Annotated in this window: 14 protein-coding genes; 3 read left to right on the top strand and 11 right to left on the bottom strand. The window is 69.5% G+C overall.

What is annotated here, in order from left to right:
• Positions 1–493 precede the first annotated feature (493 nt).
• On the top strand, positions 494–706 hold the full coding sequence (locus GEMRO_RS0121515) for a cold-shock protein (RefSeq protein WP_027135653.1): 213 nt from the start codon (positions 494–496) through the stop codon (positions 704–706).
• A 132-nt stretch (positions 707–838) separates the two neighbouring features.
• Here the strand turns inward: GEMRO_RS0121515 and GEMRO_RS0121520 are convergent, their stop codons facing one another.
• Genes GEMRO_RS0121520 through GEMRO_RS0121545 form a run of 6 tightly spaced genes read right to left on the bottom strand, consistent with a single transcriptional unit; the run spans position 839 to position 6,679 of the window.
• Positions 839–1,894: a Gfo/Idh/MocA family protein gene (locus GEMRO_RS0121520; protein ID WP_027135654.1), complete on the bottom strand. Its 1,056-nt coding sequence runs from the start codon at positions 1,892–1,894 to the stop codon at positions 839–841.
• Positions 1,891–3,084 (bottom strand): extracellular solute-binding protein, encoded by a 1,194-nt coding sequence (locus GEMRO_RS0121525; RefSeq protein WP_027135655.1) that lies wholly within the window; start codon positions 3,082–3,084, stop codon positions 1,891–1,893. The genes GEMRO_RS0121520 and GEMRO_RS0121525 overlap by 4 nt, the downstream gene beginning before the upstream one ends.
• On the bottom strand, positions 3,081–3,884 hold the full coding sequence (locus GEMRO_RS0121530; RefSeq protein WP_051329329.1) for an IclR family transcriptional regulator: 804 nt from the start codon (positions 3,882–3,884) through the stop codon (positions 3,081–3,083). Before GEMRO_RS0121530 ends, GEMRO_RS0121525 begins: the two co-directional genes overlap by 4 nt.
• The gene (locus tag GEMRO_RS0121535) at positions 3,881–4,339 is read right to left on the bottom strand and encodes a MaoC family dehydratase (protein WP_027135657.1); all 459 of its coding nucleotides are present in this window, start codon (positions 4,337–4,339) and stop codon (positions 3,881–3,883) included. The genes GEMRO_RS0121530 and GEMRO_RS0121535 overlap by 4 nt, the downstream gene beginning before the upstream one ends.
• A complete protein-coding gene (locus tag GEMRO_RS31100; protein WP_205625053.1) occupies positions 4,336–5,541 on the bottom strand; it encodes a CaiB/BaiF CoA transferase family protein in 1,206 nt (401 codons plus the stop codon). The genes GEMRO_RS0121535 and GEMRO_RS31100 overlap by 4 nt, the downstream gene beginning before the upstream one ends.
• A 34-nt stretch (positions 5,542–5,575) precedes the next feature.
• The gene (locus tag GEMRO_RS0121545) at positions 5,576–6,679 is read right to left on the bottom strand and encodes a lactonase family protein (protein ID WP_027135658.1); all 1,104 of its coding nucleotides are present in this window, start codon (positions 6,677–6,679) and stop codon (positions 5,576–5,578) included.
• A 110-nt stretch (positions 6,680–6,789) separates the two neighbouring features.
• Between GEMRO_RS0121545 and GEMRO_RS0121550 the strand changes: the two genes are divergently transcribed.
• Both GEMRO_RS0121550 and GEMRO_RS0121555 read left to right on the top strand, forming a co-directional pair.
• Positions 6,790–7,965, top strand: a complete 1,176-nt coding sequence (locus GEMRO_RS0121550) for a CaiB/BaiF CoA transferase family protein (protein ID WP_027135659.1) — start codon at positions 6,790–6,792, stop codon at positions 7,963–7,965.
• The gene (locus GEMRO_RS0121555) at positions 7,962–9,098 is read left to right on the top strand and encodes an extracellular solute-binding protein (protein ID WP_027135660.1); all 1,137 of its coding nucleotides are present in this window, start codon (positions 7,962–7,964) and stop codon (positions 9,096–9,098) included. The genes GEMRO_RS0121550 and GEMRO_RS0121555 overlap by 4 nt, the downstream gene beginning before the upstream one ends.
• Before the next feature lie 23 nt (positions 9,099–9,121).
• On the opposite strand, the gene GEMRO_RS0121560 is transcribed toward GEMRO_RS0121555, so the two are convergent.
• From GEMRO_RS0121560 to GEMRO_RS0121580, 5 genes are all read right to left on the bottom strand, one after another.
• Positions 9,122–10,609 carry a sugar ABC transporter ATP-binding protein gene (locus GEMRO_RS0121560; protein ID WP_027135661.1) on the bottom strand — a complete coding sequence of 496 codons (1,488 nt, stop codon included), beginning with the start codon at positions 10,607–10,609 and terminating at the stop codon, positions 9,122–9,124.
• Between the two features lie 67 nt (positions 10,610–10,676).
• Positions 10,677–11,678: a substrate-binding domain-containing protein gene (locus GEMRO_RS0121565; protein ID WP_205625054.1), complete on the bottom strand. Its 1,002-nt coding sequence runs from the start codon at positions 11,676–11,678 to the stop codon at positions 10,677–10,679.
• Between the two features lie 48 nt (positions 11,679–11,726).
• Complete coding sequence (locus GEMRO_RS0121570; RefSeq protein ID WP_035485790.1) at positions 11,727–12,677, bottom strand: ABC transporter permease; 951 nt, start codon at positions 12,675–12,677, stop codon at positions 11,727–11,729.
• A 6-nt stretch (positions 12,678–12,683) separates the two neighbouring features.
• A complete protein-coding gene (locus tag GEMRO_RS0121575) occupies positions 12,684–13,454 on the bottom strand; it encodes an enoyl-CoA hydratase/isomerase family protein (protein WP_027135664.1) in 771 nt (256 codons plus the stop codon).
• Between the two features lie 2 nt (positions 13,455–13,456).
• On the bottom strand, positions 13,457–14,650 hold the full coding sequence (locus tag GEMRO_RS0121580; RefSeq protein WP_027135665.1) for a CaiB/BaiF CoA transferase family protein: 1,194 nt from the start codon (positions 14,648–14,650) through the stop codon (positions 13,457–13,459).
• Positions 14,651–14,705: the final 55 nt, after the last annotated feature.

Here is a 14,705-nt window from a genome sequence, read left to right on the forward strand (position 1 = left end):
GTCGTGCACGCCTGGCGCAGATCTCGCAAGGGATCGGCAACGGCCTTCGTGGGCCTTGGGCCCGCCGGCAAGACGAAGGAAGCAGGGAAGGCGGAACAGGCCTGGGAGACGGGCTGCCGGTGCGGTCGCGACCAGCCGCGGCCGCACCGATTACTTCGCGGCAGCTTGTTCGAGTATAAGGCCGTTCTTTCTAGAGGCTCATGCAGGTGGCAGCGTGGCAAAATTTGGATGTTTTTGCCCTAATCTGATCTGTCAACCGTGATAACGCCCATCACCCGATGATTTCGGTTCCCCTGACGAATATGAAAACTTGCACTGGTATTCGGCCGGTCGAGCGCCTACTTGTCGTGTCTGGATGGAAGGCTGGGTGATTTTTTTGGCCAGTGCTGATGCGAATCAGCATGTCGGCCCGGGGTCGCCACCCTTGCATGCTTTCGACGAACGGCTCGCATTCCGCGCGAGCCGATTGCGCCTATCTCGAAGAGGATTTCCCATGACCACGGGAACCGTGAAATGGTTCAACCCCGAAAAGGGCTACGGCTTCATTGCGCCGGATGACGGCACCAATGACGCCTTCGTCCACATCAGCGCCGTCCAGCGCTCCGGCATTGGCGATCTGCGAGAGGGCCAGAAGGTCGAGTTCGAGCTGGTCAAGGACCGTCGGACCGGCAAGGTCTCGGCGGAAAATCTCAGCCTTCCGGCGTAACAACGCCGTCGTCGCCCGCGCCTGACCAAGGCCGGGCGATGCCCCGGGACGGCCCTTGGCCCTCCCCGGCCGGAACCGAAACCAGCCGCGATCATGGTCCGGCTGGTCGGTCCGGCAGCGCCGCCCGGCCGGTCAGGCCCGCGGTACCGGCGTCCCCGCCGTTTCCATCGAGCGATAGCAAGCCTCCACCAGCGCCATGGTGTGCCAGGCATCCTCGACCGAGGTCGCGAGCTGCGTGTCCTCGCCAGCAACAAACCGCTGCAGGTTCGCCATCACCCCGATGAAGGCGTCCGGAAACCAGCCGCTTCGCAGCGCCACCTGCTGCCAGTCCCCCTCCTTGCGACTGATCCACACTTCGTCGGGCTCCCCCTTCGGGTAGTCGAGCAGCAGGCCGAGCTTGACCATCGCCGCGCCCTGGTCGCCCTCGAAGCGGAAGCTCGCGTCCTGGAAGCGCCGGCCGAAATCGTGGTGGTGGTTGATCGACAGCGTGACCCGGCGGTCGTCGCCATAGTCCAGGATCGCCGAGGTGCGGGTCTGCGCCAGCTTCGTGGAGGGGTGGCCGAACGAGCGGGCGAACACCGAGAGCGGGTTGCCGGCGAGCGCGCGGATCAGGTCGAGATAATGGATCGAATGGGAGACGATCTCGACCCGGCGGTCAGCCAGCAGGTGCGGGAACATGTCCCAGGGAGTCACCAGGTTGAGGTGCAGCTCGATCTCGATCAGCCGGCCGAGCAGGCCCTGGCGCAGCGCATCGGCCACCGCCTGCATCATCGCCGAGAAGCGCAGCTGGAAGTTGACGGCCGCGGTGAAGTTCCGGGCCCGGCACAGCGCCCGGATCCGGCTGGCTTCCTCCAGGTCGCGGCCCATCGGCTTTTGCAGGAGGATGGCCGCACCTTGCGGCAGCTTCTCCAGGATCGCGTGGTGCGCCACCGGCGGTGCGGCCACGTCGAACACGCAGTCTGGAGTGGCGGCAGCCTCGGCCAGCGAGCCGAACACCTGCGGGATGTCCCATTTCGCCGCGAGCGCCCTGGCCTTGTCCTGGTCCAGGTCGAACAGCCCGGCGACCGGGAAGCCGGCCTTGCGGTAGGCCGGCAGATGCGCGTCGGCGACGATCCCGCCGCTGCCGACGATCACGATCGGCCGGGGCCGGGCCGGGCGCGGATGTTCCTGGCGAAGCTCGAGGCTCATCGGACGATCTCCCGGATCCGCTGTTCGGCCTGGGCCAGCAGGGCCAGGCTCGGCTCGCCGGTGGTGACCGCCTGGGCCAGCATGGCGTCGACCACATGGGCGATTTCGGCGAGCCTGGGGTGGCGCGGCAGCTCGCGCGCCTGAGCGTGCAGGCCGTCCAGCTTGTGGAAATAGGGAATGGTCGTGTTGATCTGCGGGTCGGCCCAGGTCGAGCGGCGCACGCCGATCGCTCCCTCGCTGGTGGTGAGCCGGTCCATGGCCGGGGTCGCCAGATGGCGCAGGAAGCGCCAGGCGAGATCCGGGTGGCGGGAGCCGGCGGCGATCGCCAGGACCCAGAACACGTTCAGCGACAGGCTGCGCCCGCCCGTGCCCGCCGGGATCGGCGCCACGTCGACCAGGCCCTTGACCCGGCTGTCCGGCCAGGTCTCGCCCAGGGCCGCGAAGCCGAACCAGTTGGTCATCAGCGCGACCTTGCCAGCACAGAACAGGAGGCCGGACTGCACGCTGTCCAGGTCCCGGCAGCCGGGCGCGATCGCGCTCTGGTCGGCGGCAAGAGCGCGCAGGAAGTCGAGCGCGGCTTCCGCCTCCGGGGTTGCCAGGTTCGGGCTGGCGTCCGGGCCGAACGGCTCGCCGCCGCGGGTCCAGACATGGATGCAGAAATCGTAGAAGCCGTTATGCCCGTCGGGAAATAGCGCCAGGACGGTGCCGTAGCGCTCCTGGTCGGGCGCATGCAGGGCGCGTGCCGCGGCATGGAAGCCCGCCCAGTCGGTCGGCACCGCGATGCCGGCCGCTTCCAGCAGGTCCTTGCGGTAGATCAGGCATTGCGGCCCGTCATGGTAGGGCATCCCCCAGATGCCGCCGGCGAACGACTGGAGCTGGAGAAGGGACGGGCTCCAGCCGGCGGGAAAGTCCGGGATCGCCTCGCTTTCGAGGAACGGGTGGAGATCGGCGACCGAGCCGTCCGCCTGGGCCTGGGCCAGCCAGTCGGTGGACAAAAACGCGAGGTCCCAGGCGCCGCTCTTCAGCTCCTGGCGCTGGAACAGGGCTTCCTGGAGTGGGTTCAGGTCCAGGGCCTGGATGTCCAGGGCGGCGTCCTCGCCGCTCGTCCGGACGAAGTCGGCGAACTGCTTGGCGATGGCGCTCTCGAAGGCGTCGAACCGGCGGACCGCGATGCGCAGGGTGGTGGTCATCGGTGGCTCCTGGTGCCGGACAGGCCGGCCTCGGTGGCGATGGAACGGGCGGTGTCGTGCAGGCGGGGCAGCATGGCGTCGATGTCCGGCCGGTCCTGGCGCTGGTCCAGGGTGGCGATGATCAGCGCGGCGCCCACCGAGGAGCCGGGCGCTCCCACCGGCACGCCCAGGTCCAGGCCGCCCACGAAGCGCTCGCCCTCGGCCCGCTCGTGGCCGCGCGCCGCGATGCGGGCAAGGCGCTTCAGGAACTCCTCCTTGCCGGCCACCTCCTGCCATGCCGGCAGCCGCTCCAGCAGGTCCAGGCGCTCGGCCTCGGGCAGCTGCGCCAGGAGGATCCGCCCGGAGGTGGTGTGCAGGAGCGAGTGGCGCGAACCGGGCTGGACCGAGAGCCGGAACGGGCGCGGGCTTTCCTCCTGGGCCAGCACCAGCACCTGGTCCTGGTGCAGCACGCTCAGATGGCAGGTCTCGCCGACCTGTTCGGCCAGCCGGCGCATCCAGGGCACGGCGGCGGCCAGGAGCGCCTGGTAGGGGGAGTGGGTGCGCGACAGCTCGAACAGCTTCAGGGTCAGCGCGTAGCCGCCGCTCAAGGCGTCGCGGCGCAGGTAGCCCCGGATTTCCAGGCAGGTCAGCATCCGGAAGATCTCGCCCGGCTGGCGGCCGAGGGAGCGGGCGATCTGCGCCTGGTTCACCGGCACCGCCTGGTCGGCCAGGTATTCCAGCACGTCCAGCGCCTTCTCGACCGCCGGGACCGAGTATTTCGCCCGGCGCTCGGCGCTGCTCAGGACCTTCGCCTCGCTCACGCCGCCGCCGCCGCCGTCCGCCGCTCGACCAGGTAGAGATGCTCGCAGACCATCACCGTTTCCTGGCGCTGGTTGGTGACCTCGATCGCCTCCACCAGGATGCCGTGGCCCGCGCGCTTGGGATGGTCGCGCTTCTCGGCGATCCTGGCGGTGACGGTGATGGTGTCGTTGATGAACACCGGCCGGATGAAGCGCAGCCGGTCATAGCCATAGGACATGGCGCGCGGGTTGATGGTGCTGGCGGTCATGCCGATGCCGACGCTGAACACCAGGGTGCCATGGGCGATCCGCTGGCCGAAATCCTGGGTGGCGCACCATTCCGCGTCCATGTGGTGCGGGAAGTGGTCGCCGGTCTGCCCGGCATGGATGATGATGTCGCTTTCGGTGATGGTCCGCCCGAACGTCCTGCGCTCGAAGCCGACCTCGTAGTCCTCGAAATACTGCTCGACGATCATGGGGCTGCTCCCTGGTCGAGGCCGTGGGCCTGGGTGATCGCGTCGGTGTCGGCGCCGAGTGGGGGCGCGCCCTGGCGCGAGGTGAGGATCTGCCCGTCCACCCGGAACGGGCAGCGGGTGGTGAGCATCCGGCCGCCGCCCGCACCCTCGATCTCCTGGGTCAGCTCCAGGGCCTGGAACGCCTCGTGCCGGGTCAGTTCCGGCCAGTCCAGCACCTCCGCGCACCAGATGCCGTGCGGCTCCAGGAGGCCCAGCCAGTGGCCAGTGGAGGCCCCGGCTAGGTGCTCGACCAGGATCGCCTTGATCCGGTCGCGGGCGCGAAACCAGCTGTCCTTCGGGAAGCCGCCCAGGGCCGGGCAGCCCAGAAGCTCGCCCAGCCGGTCGATCGGGGTCATGGCCAGCGCCAGGTAGCCGTCCGCGGTCTTGTAGATCCCGTAGGGGGCGGCCGCGTGGACGTTGGCGCCGCTGACCCGGCTGCGCTCGGGCTGGATGCGCCCGCCGTTCAGGAAGGTGGTGAACTGCTCGAACTGCAGGTCGAAGGCGGATTCCATCAGGCTGACGTCGATCCGGCCGCCCTGGCCGGTGACGCCGCGCCGGACCAGCAGCGCCAGGATGCCCTGAACCAGATGGGCGCCGGCGGTGAGATCGGCCACCGACACCCCGGCCGGCACGGGCCCCTGGCCGCCATCGCCGGACAGCCAGGCGAAGCCGGAGCGCGACTGCACCAGCAGGTCCTGGCCGGGCTTGTCCTTCCACGGTCCCTGATGGCCGTAGCCGGTCACCGAGGCATAGACCAGGCGCGGGTTGAGCTCCGTCACCGAAGGGTAGTCCAGCCCCAGCCGCTCCATCACGCCCGGACGGAAATTGTGGATCATCACGTCGGCCTTGGCCACCAGGGCCCGCACCCGCGCCAGCGCGTCCGGGTCCTTCAGGTCGGCGGCGAAGCTCTGCTTGTTGCGGTTGATGGTGTGGAACAGCGCGCTGTCGCCCTCGAAGCCCTGGTCGGCGACATAGAGGCTGCGACAGAGGTCGCCGCCGTCCGGCCGCTCCACCTTGATCACCTGGGCGCCGAGGTCGGCCAGGCGCAGGGCGCAGGCGGGACCGGCCAGGAACTGGCTGAAGTCCAGGACGGTGACGCCCTCCAGCGGGAGCATCGACGGCGAAGCCGCCGCCGGGGCGGACGAGGGAGTGGCCTTGGCCATGCCGGTCTCCTGGTCGGTGTCGGGAACGGGTCGGTCAGCGGGAAGCGGAGATCGCCTTGATGCACATCGGCGTGCCGGTGGCGATCGGCCGGCCGGCATCGGCCAGCCTGCCGCTCTGCGGGTCGCGGCGGAACACGGTGATCACGTCGCTGTTCTGGTTGGCGACCAGCAGGTGGCCGCCGGACGGCGTGAGCGCGCAGTTGCGCGGCGTGCTGCCGCCGCAGGGGATGTGCTGGACCGTGGCGAGGCGGCCGCCGTCCTGGTCGACCGCCATCACCACCACGCTGTCATGGCCGCGGTTGCAGCCATAAAGGAAGCGGCCGTCGGGCGAGACCTGCAGGTCGGAGCAGTCGTTGTGGACCGTTGCGCCGTCGGGCAGGGCGGAGCGCGTGTCGATCTCGGCGAGCGCGCCGTCCGCCGCCAGCGACAGGCTGCTGATGGTCGAGCCCAGCTCGTTGATCACAAACACGAACGGCTTGGACGGGTGGAAGGCCAGGTGGCGCGGGCCGGCGCCGGGTGCCGTGGCATAGGACCCGGCGGGCTCCAGGCGGCCATCCGGGTCCAGCCGGTAGCTCACCACCTCGTCGATACCCAGATCGGCGACCAGCACCTGGCCGCCGCCCGGCAGCTCGAGCGCGCAATGGGCATGGGAGCGCTCCTGCCGCTCCGCGTTGGGGCCATGGCCCTCGTGCGCGGCGCTGGAGACCGCCGGGTCCAGGCCGCCATCGTCCCGGATCGGGAACACCGCCACCGAGCGGTCCGGCCCGCCTTCGCCCATGGCGTAGTTGGCGACCAGCAGAAAGCGGCCGCCGCCCGCAAAGCTGTTGTAGGCGGTGATGCTGCCGAGCGCAGGCTGCATGTTGATGTAGTCGAGCCGGCCTTCGCCCAGGTCGTAGCGGTAGGCGGCCACGATGCCTTCCTTGCGGCCGAACACCTCGCTGCCGGCATAGAGGGTGCGCCTGGCCGGATCGACCGAGAGGAAGGTCGGGTTGTCGATGTCGGCGGTCTCGCCCAGCAGTTCCGCCTGTCCGGTCGTGTCGTCGAAGCGGAACAGGGAGATGCCGGTGCCGTTGGTCGCCTGGAAGTAGGGGGCGGCGCGGTTCAGCGATCCGACGAACAGATAGGTCTGGTCCGCCATTCTCGGTTTCCTCCCTGGGGACGGGCTTCGGACTCGCGGGGCATCTTGCGCCCTTCGCTCATATATGAAAGAGAAATTTGCAGAGAAACGAACCGACGGGATGGCCGCGCGTGACGCCAAGTGTCGAACCGGAAGAGGACGAGCGGCCGCTGGCAGGGCTGCTGGTGGTCGACATGAGCCAGTTCCTGTCGGGGCCCTACGCCTCCCTGCGCCTGATGGACCTGGGCGCCCGGGTCATCAAGATCGAGCGGCCGGACGGCGGCGACCTGTGCCGGCGGCTCTACTTGAGCGACACCGAGATCGGCGGCGACTCCACGATCTTCCACGCGATCAACCGCAGCAAGGAGAGCCTGGCGCTCGACCTGAAGGACGCGGCCGACCTGGAGGCCCTGCGCCGGCTCCTGGCCCGGGCCGACGTGGTCATCCAGAACTTCCGCCCGGGCGTGATCGAGCGGCTGGGCCTGGACTACGCCGCGGTGCGGGCGATCAACCCGCGCCTGGTCTATGGCTCGATCAGCGGCTACGGCGACGAGGGGCCCTGGGTGAAGCTGCCCGGCCAGGACCTGCTGGCGCAGGCCCGTTCCGGCGTGATGTGGCTGAACGGCGACGAGGGCCAGGGGCCCGTCCCGTTCGGCCTGGCGATCGCCGACATGCTGGCCGGCGCCGCCCTGGTGCAGGGCGTGCTGGCAGCCCTGGTGCGCCGGGGCGTGAGCGGCCGGGGCAGCCATGTGGAGACCAGCCTTTTGGAGGCGCTGGTCGACTTCCAGTTCGAGGTGCTGACCACCCATCTGAACGACGGCCGCCGACGGCCGCGCCGCTCGGCCTTCCGCAGCGCGCACGCCTATCTGGCCGCTCCCTATGGCGTCTACCCGACGAAGGACGGCTTCCTCGCCGTTGCGATGACCCCGATCCCCAAGCTCGCCGGCCTTCTCGGGATCGAGGGGCTGGAGCCCTATCTCGCCGACGCCTCGACCTGGTTCACCGCGCGGGACGAGATCAAGGCGATCATCGCCCAGCATCTCGCGCGCGAGACCAGCGACCACTGGCTCTCCATCCTGCAGCCGGCCGACATCTGGTGCGCCAAGGTGCTGGAATGGCCGGAGCTGCTGGAAAGCGAGGGCTTCCAGGCGCTGGACATGCTGCAGCTGGTGGAGCGGGCGGACGGCGTGCGGATCACCACCACCCGATCGCCGATCCGGGTCGACGGCAGGCGTCCGGCCATGCCCGACGCCGCCCCCAGGATCGGCCAGCACAGCGACGCCATCCGCGAGGAGTTCGGACTTTGACCGTGACGCTGAAGGGCATGACCTGGAGCCACCCGCGTGGCTACGACCCGATGGTGGCCTGTTCCCGGATCTGGCGGGAGCGGACCGGCGTGGAGATCGCCTGGGACAAGCGCTCCCTGCAGGATTTCGAATCCTTTCCGGTCGACGAGCTGGCGCGGGCCTACGACCTGATCGTGATCGACCATCCCCATGTCGGCCAGGTCACCGCCGAGAACTGCCTGATGCCGCTGGACGTGCAAGGCCGCGAGGACGAGCGCACCGCACTGGCGAAGGCCAGCGTCGGGCCGTCCTACCGCAGCTACACCTGGCAGGGCCGGCAATGGGCCTTCCCGATCGACGCCGCGACCCAGGTGCAGGCCTGGCGCCCGGACCTGCTGCCGAGCGCACCCACCCGGCTGGACCAGGTGATGGATCTCGCAAGGGAGGGCAGGGTGCTCCTGCCGCTGCGCTCGCCCCATGCGCTGATGGCTTTCGACACGCTGGCCGCCAATCTCGGCCAGCCTTGCGCCACCGAGAAGGGCGACCTGATCGAGGAGGCGGCCGGAACCGAGGTCTGGGAGTGCTTGCGCCAGCTTGCCGAACTGGTCGATCCAGCCTGCTTCGCCATGGACCCGATCGCCTGCTCGGAGCGGATGAGCGAGCAGGGCTCGACGATCGCCTGCATGCCCTACAGCTATGGCTATGTCAGCTATGCGCTGCAGGGGTTCCGCCCGCACCGGCTGGCGTTCGCCGACATCCCGGCGGCGGGCAGTGCCGGGCCGGTCGGCGGCACGCTGGGCGGCACCGGCATCGCCGTCTCCGCCCGCACGTCCCAGCCCGAGGCCGCCCTGGACTTCGCCTACTGGATCGCCAGCGCCGAGGTGCAGCGGGGGCCTTATGCCGCCGCCGGCGGCCAGCCCGGCAACGCCCTGGCCTGGGAGGATCCGGCAGTGAACGAGCCGGTCGGCAATTTCTACCTGGACACCAGGGCGACCCTGGAAGGCTCCTACCTGCGCCCGCGCCATGACGGCTACATGGCGTTCCAGGCGCAAGCGTCCGAGCGGATCAGCCAGGGGCTGCAGGCCCGCGAGGCGGCGGCAACGGTGCTGGCCGACCTGAACCGGATGTTCCGCGCGAGCTTCAAGGACAACTGAGGCCGGCCATGGGCGGCCTTTGCTCAGCTATGGGCGAAGGCCGCAGCCAGCACCGTCTCCTCGGCCAGGTCGCGATTGGGCGCGTAGAGCGCTTGGCGGCCCTTGGAGAGCACCAGCACGGTCGAGGCCAGCGCCAGCACTTCCGGCAGCTCGGAGGACACGAACACCACGCTGGTGCCATCCTCCGCCAGGGCCTGGATGGTCCGGTAGATGTCGGACTTTGTGCGCACGTCGACCCCGTGGGTCGGCTCGTCGAGCAGGAGGATCGAGGGCCTGGTCGCCAGGCAGCGGGCGAGCAGGACCTTCTGCTGGTTGCCGCCGGACAGGCTGCTGATCGGCTGGCGCAGGTCGGCGGCGACGATCCCCAGCCGGCCCCGGTAGTCCGCCGCCAGCTGGCGCTCCTCCGGGCGGCCGAGCAGGGCGGGGCCCGCCTGGCGGTGCGCCACCACCAGGTTCTCCTCCACCGAGAGGTCGGGCAGGATGCCGTTGCGCTTGCGCCCCTCGGGCAGGATTGCGATGCCGCTGGCCCAGGCGGCACCCGGATCGGCGGGAATGGCCGGCCGGCCGTCTCGGCGGATCGTTCCGGCGGCGGGGTGGCGGATGCCGGCGATCAGCTCCAGAAGCTCGGTCCGCCCGGAGCCGACCAGGCCGAAGATCCCCAGGATCTCGCCTTCCCCCAGCTCGAAGCTCACCGGCCCGACATGGCGCCCGTCGACGATGTCCTCGACGGTGAGCCGCGGGGCGCCCCTGGCCGGATCGGCCGGGCGCACGAAGCCCTGGAAGATCCGGCCGGTCATGTCGGCGATCACCTGCTCGCGGCTGGTCTCGGCCACCGGCAGGTCGCTCACCACCCCGCCATCGCGCAGCACCACGATCCGGTCGGCGATGGCGAACACTTCCTCCAGCCGGTGGCTGATGAAGATCACGCCCACTCCGCGCGTCCGGAGCATCCGCACGACCCGGAACAGGGCCTCGGCCTCGTGCGGGGTCAGCGCCGCGGTGGGCTCGTCCAGCACCAGCAGGCGGGCGTCGCGGGCCAGCGCCTTGGCGATCTCGACCATCTGCTGCTCGGCGGTGGAGAGCAGGCCGGCCTCTGTGCGCGGGTCCAGATGGCCGGCCCCCACCTCGGCCAGCAGCGCCTGGGCGCGGGTGCGCAGCGCCTTGCGGTCGATCAGGCCGAACGAGCCGGCGGCATAGTCGCCGATGAACAGGTTCTCCATCACGCTCAACGACGAGATGATCGAGAGTTCCTGGTGGATGTGGATGATGCCGGCCCGGATCCCTTCCGCCGCATCGTGGAAGACCACCGGGCGGCCCTCCCAGGCGATGGTGCCGTTGTCGCGGCGCAGGCTGCCGGAGACGATGTTGACCAGGGTCGACTTGCCGGCGCCGTTCTCGCCGAGCAGCGCCAGGACCTCACCGGCGCCCACGTCCAGGTCGACCTCGTTCAGGACGCGGTTGCGGTCGAACGCCTTGGAGACGCCACGCAGGGACAGGATCGGCTCGGGCATGGGTTCCGTTTCGTGAAAGGGGCGCGGCCGGCTCGATGCAACCGCCGCGCCCCGTTCAAAGGCGGCTTCAGGACTTGGCGAGCTTGCCGAACGCGATCGGCGCGTCGATCGCGACCTCGGACGGGTACTCCGCGCCGAACGCCAGCATGTTGTGCAGCATTACCAGCGAGTCGAACGACTGGCGGGCCGGGGCCTGGTCGATCAGCGCCAGGATCTCGCCGCCATCCTTGTACTGCTGCTTTTCCGGCAGGTCATCATAGCCGACCACGCCGACCTTGCCGGTCTGCCCGGCGTCGCGCACCGCCTTGGCCGCTGCCTCCGAGCCGCCGGCGGTCACGTAGATGATCTGAAGGTCCGGGTTGGAGGTCATCGCGTCGGTCGCCTGGGCATAGGCGGTGGCGTCGTCGTCCTTGCACTCGAACGGGCCGACGATCGCGATCTCCGGGTGCTCCTTCTTCAGGTAGTCCAGGGCGCCGTTCATGCGCGAATCATGCTGGGCAGCGCCCAGATAACCGGTGATCACCGCGATCTTGCCCTGGCCGTCCATCTGCCGGGCGATGAACTCCCCGGCCTTGCGGCCGGCGTCGTAGGCGAGCATGCCCATGCCGGTGTTGCGCTGGGACTTCTCGGCGCTGTCGGCGATGAACGCCACCACCGGCACGTCTTCCCGGCGTGCCTCGTCGATCTTGGCGACGGTGCCGTCGAAGATCGGCACCAGCGCGATGCCGTCATACTGCTTGGTCAAAGCCCCATCCAGGCCGGCCACGATGGTCTCGGCGGTGAGCGCCGTGCCCAGCTGGATGTAGTCGACCGTGGTGTTCAGCGGCGCCAGGTAGGAGGTGGCGGCGGCGATGCCCTTGTCGGTCGCCTCCCAGAAGGACGAGCCCTGGAAGGACAGCACCGCCAGGCGCAGCGGGACCGGGGCCGGGCCCTGCGCCTCGATGGTGGCGCCGATCTCCTTGGCCGCTTCGGGCAGGGCGGTCTCCTCGCCGAAGGCGACCCGGCCACCCAGCGGCAGGATCGCGCCGGCAGCGGTGAGCAGGGTGAAGCCGCGACGGTTCAGCATCATCATCATCCTCCATGATCCAGGGGCGGCTCTTGTCGGCCGCAGGAAATGTCAGTCGTCGTCCTGCCGGCGGTTCAGGCTGTCCGCGCCCACCGCGACCACCACCACCAGGCCGATCGTGATGGTCTGCCAGTAGCCGGACACGTTCAGCAGCACGAAGGCGTTGCGCAGCAGGCCCATCAGGGCTGCCCCGATCACCACCCCGCCGATCGAGCCGCGCCCGCCGGACAGCGCCACTCCGCCCAGGATCACCGCGGCAATCACGTCGAGCTCGTAGCCCAGGCCCAGGTTCGGGTTGGCGTTGGTCAGCATGCCGCCCAGCAGCAGGCCGCCCAGGCCGGCCAGCCCGCCGCTGATGGTGAACACCATCAGGCGGGTGCGCGCGATGTCGATCCCGGCCAGCCGGGCTGCCCGGGCATTGTTGCCGACTGCGTAGATGTTGCGGCCGGCGCGGGTGCGGTTGGCGAAGAACCAGACCGCGGCGGTCAGCACCAGCAGCAGGATGAACTGGACCGGCACGTCGCCGATCCGGCCATAGCCAAGCCAGGCCGCCCAGTTGTCGAAGCGCTGCGGGTTGCCGTTGGTGATCAGCAGCGCCAGGCCGCGGGTGACCGAGAGGGTGCCGAGCGTGGTGATGAACGGGTTGATCCGGATCCGGGTCACCAGCAGGCCGTTGACGGCGCCCACCGCCATGCCGACCAGGATGGCGCCGACCAGCCCCACCGACGGCATCCCGGTCAGGCTGGACAGCATCGCGGCGGAGATCGCCGAGAGCCCGATCACCGAGCCCACCGACAGGTCGATGCCGCCTGCGATGATCACCAGCGCCTGGCCCAGCGCCACGATGCCCACCACCGAGATCTGCCGGGCGAAGTTGCCGAGATTGCGGGTGGTGAAGAAATACTCGCTGGCGAAGCTCAGGCCGATGAACACCAGCACGAGCATCAGGAGAACGGTGGCTTCCCGCCGCGTGCGCAGGAAGCGGATGGCGTCAGCAGCCATGTCGGCTCATTTCCTCGAGAACACGGGCTGGCGCTTTTCCTTGAAGGCGGCCCGGCCTTCGGCGGCATCGGCGGTGGCAAAGCAGATCGTCTGCAGGTCGCGCTCGTACTCGATCGCCTTGTCCTGGGGCATCGCGTAGGCGGCGCGCAAATTGGCCTTGGCGGTCTCCGCCGCGATCGGCGCGCGGCTGGCGATGGTGGCGGCGATCTCCTTCGCCCGGTCCATCAGGCGGTCCTGAGCCATGACCTCGCTGACCAGGCCCCAGGCCAGCGCCTTCCCGGCGTCGATCGGGTCGCCGGTCATGATCATCAGCGCGGCGTTGGACGGGCCGATCGAGTGGGTCAGGAAGGTCGCCATGCCGCCGCCGCCGATCCAGCCGAGCTTGATCTCAGGGGCGGCGAACCGGGCATTGTCCGAGGCGATCCGGATGTCGCAGCTCATGGCGGTCTCCAGGCCGCCGCCGAACGCGTAGCCGTTGACCGCGGCGATGGTCGGCTTCAGCAGCCGGCGGATCGCGTCGCAATAGTCCGGGCGGTTGCGGAACTGCCAGGGCGATTCGTAGCTGTCCAATTCCGCGATGTCGGAGCCGGCGCAAAAGGATTTCGGCCCGGCCCCGGTGACGATCACGCAGCGGATCGTGTCGCTGTGGTTGCAGGTCTCCACCGCCGCAACGATGGCGTCGGCCATCTCGGGCGTCACCGCGTTCAGCTTGGCCGGGCGGTTCAGGGTGATCATGGCGACCGGGCCGTCGATCTCGAAGCGGACATCCTCGGTCATGCTCAAACCTCGCCCGCGGCGATGGCGCCGGAGGCCAGCAGCGCGTCGATCCGCGCCTCGTCGCAGCCCATCTCCTTCAGCACCTCGCGGGTGTGCTGCCCGGTGACCGGAGCGCCACGCGCCACCACCGAGGGCGTCTTGGAGAACTTGATCGCGAAGCCCGGCGTCTTCACGTGGCCTTCGGTCGGGTGGTCGTACTCGACGAAGGTGCCGTTGTGCCTGATCTGCTCGTCCTCGACGAGATCGGCATAGCCATAGACCGGCCCGCACCAGATGTCGGCCGCGCGCAAGAGCTCCAGCCACTCGGCCGAGGTCTTGGTCTTCAGCCGCTCGCGGGTCTTGGCGAAGATCTCGTCGCGCCTGGACCAGCTGTCGACCTCGTCGTCCATGGTCAGGAAGGACGGCTCGCCGATCACCTCGCCCAGGGTCTTCAGCTTGGGGAAGGCCACGATGATGAAGCCGTCCGAGGTCGCGAACGCGCCGTAGGGGGCCCGGATATAGACATGGGCGTGCGGCTCGGCGGAGCGGGTCTGCGGCTTGCCGCCCACCGTGAACACCGACAGTTCCTGCATCTGGATCGTGGTGATCGAATCCAGCATGTTGACCTGGACCAGCTGGCCCTCGCCGGTGCGCTCGCGGTGGAGCAGGGCTGCCAGCGCCCCCTCGAAAGCGTTGTAGGCCGTGATCGCGTCCACCAGGTACTGCCCGGCGGCATTGGGCGGCTCGCCCTCCCGCCCGGCCGACAGCATTGCGCCCGACATGCCCTGCAGGACCAGGTCCTGGCCCGGCCGGTTCAGGTAGGGGCCGTCCTCGCCATAGCCGGAGATCGACACGTAGATCAGGCGCGGGTTGATCTTCGACAGGCTCTCGTAGTCGACCCCCAGCCGCTTGGCGACGCCCGGCCGGTAGTTCTGCAGGAACACATCCGACTGCTTCACGAGATCCAGCAGCAGCGCCTTGCCGTCCGGCGACTTCAGGTCGACCGCCAGCGAGCGCTTGTTCCGGTTGAGCGACAGGAAGGAGACGTTGACGCGCTTGCCGCCCGCCCCGCCGGCGGCGACATGGCGCTGCCACTCGCCGCTGGTCGGTTCCACCTTGATCACGTCGGCGCCGAGGTCGCCCAGGCGCTGCGCCGCGAACGGCCCCGCCATGGCGATCGAGCAGTCGAGGACGCGGTAGCCGGAAAGGATGCCCATGGGACGAGAACCTTGGTCAGGAAACGGGAGGACGGGGAGGGCGCGGCATCGGGCG

The sequence above is a fragment of the Geminicoccus roseus DSM 18922 genome (assembly GCF_000427665.1).
Classification (GTDB): Bacteria; Pseudomonadota; Alphaproteobacteria; order Geminicoccales; family Geminicoccaceae; genus Geminicoccus; species Geminicoccus roseus.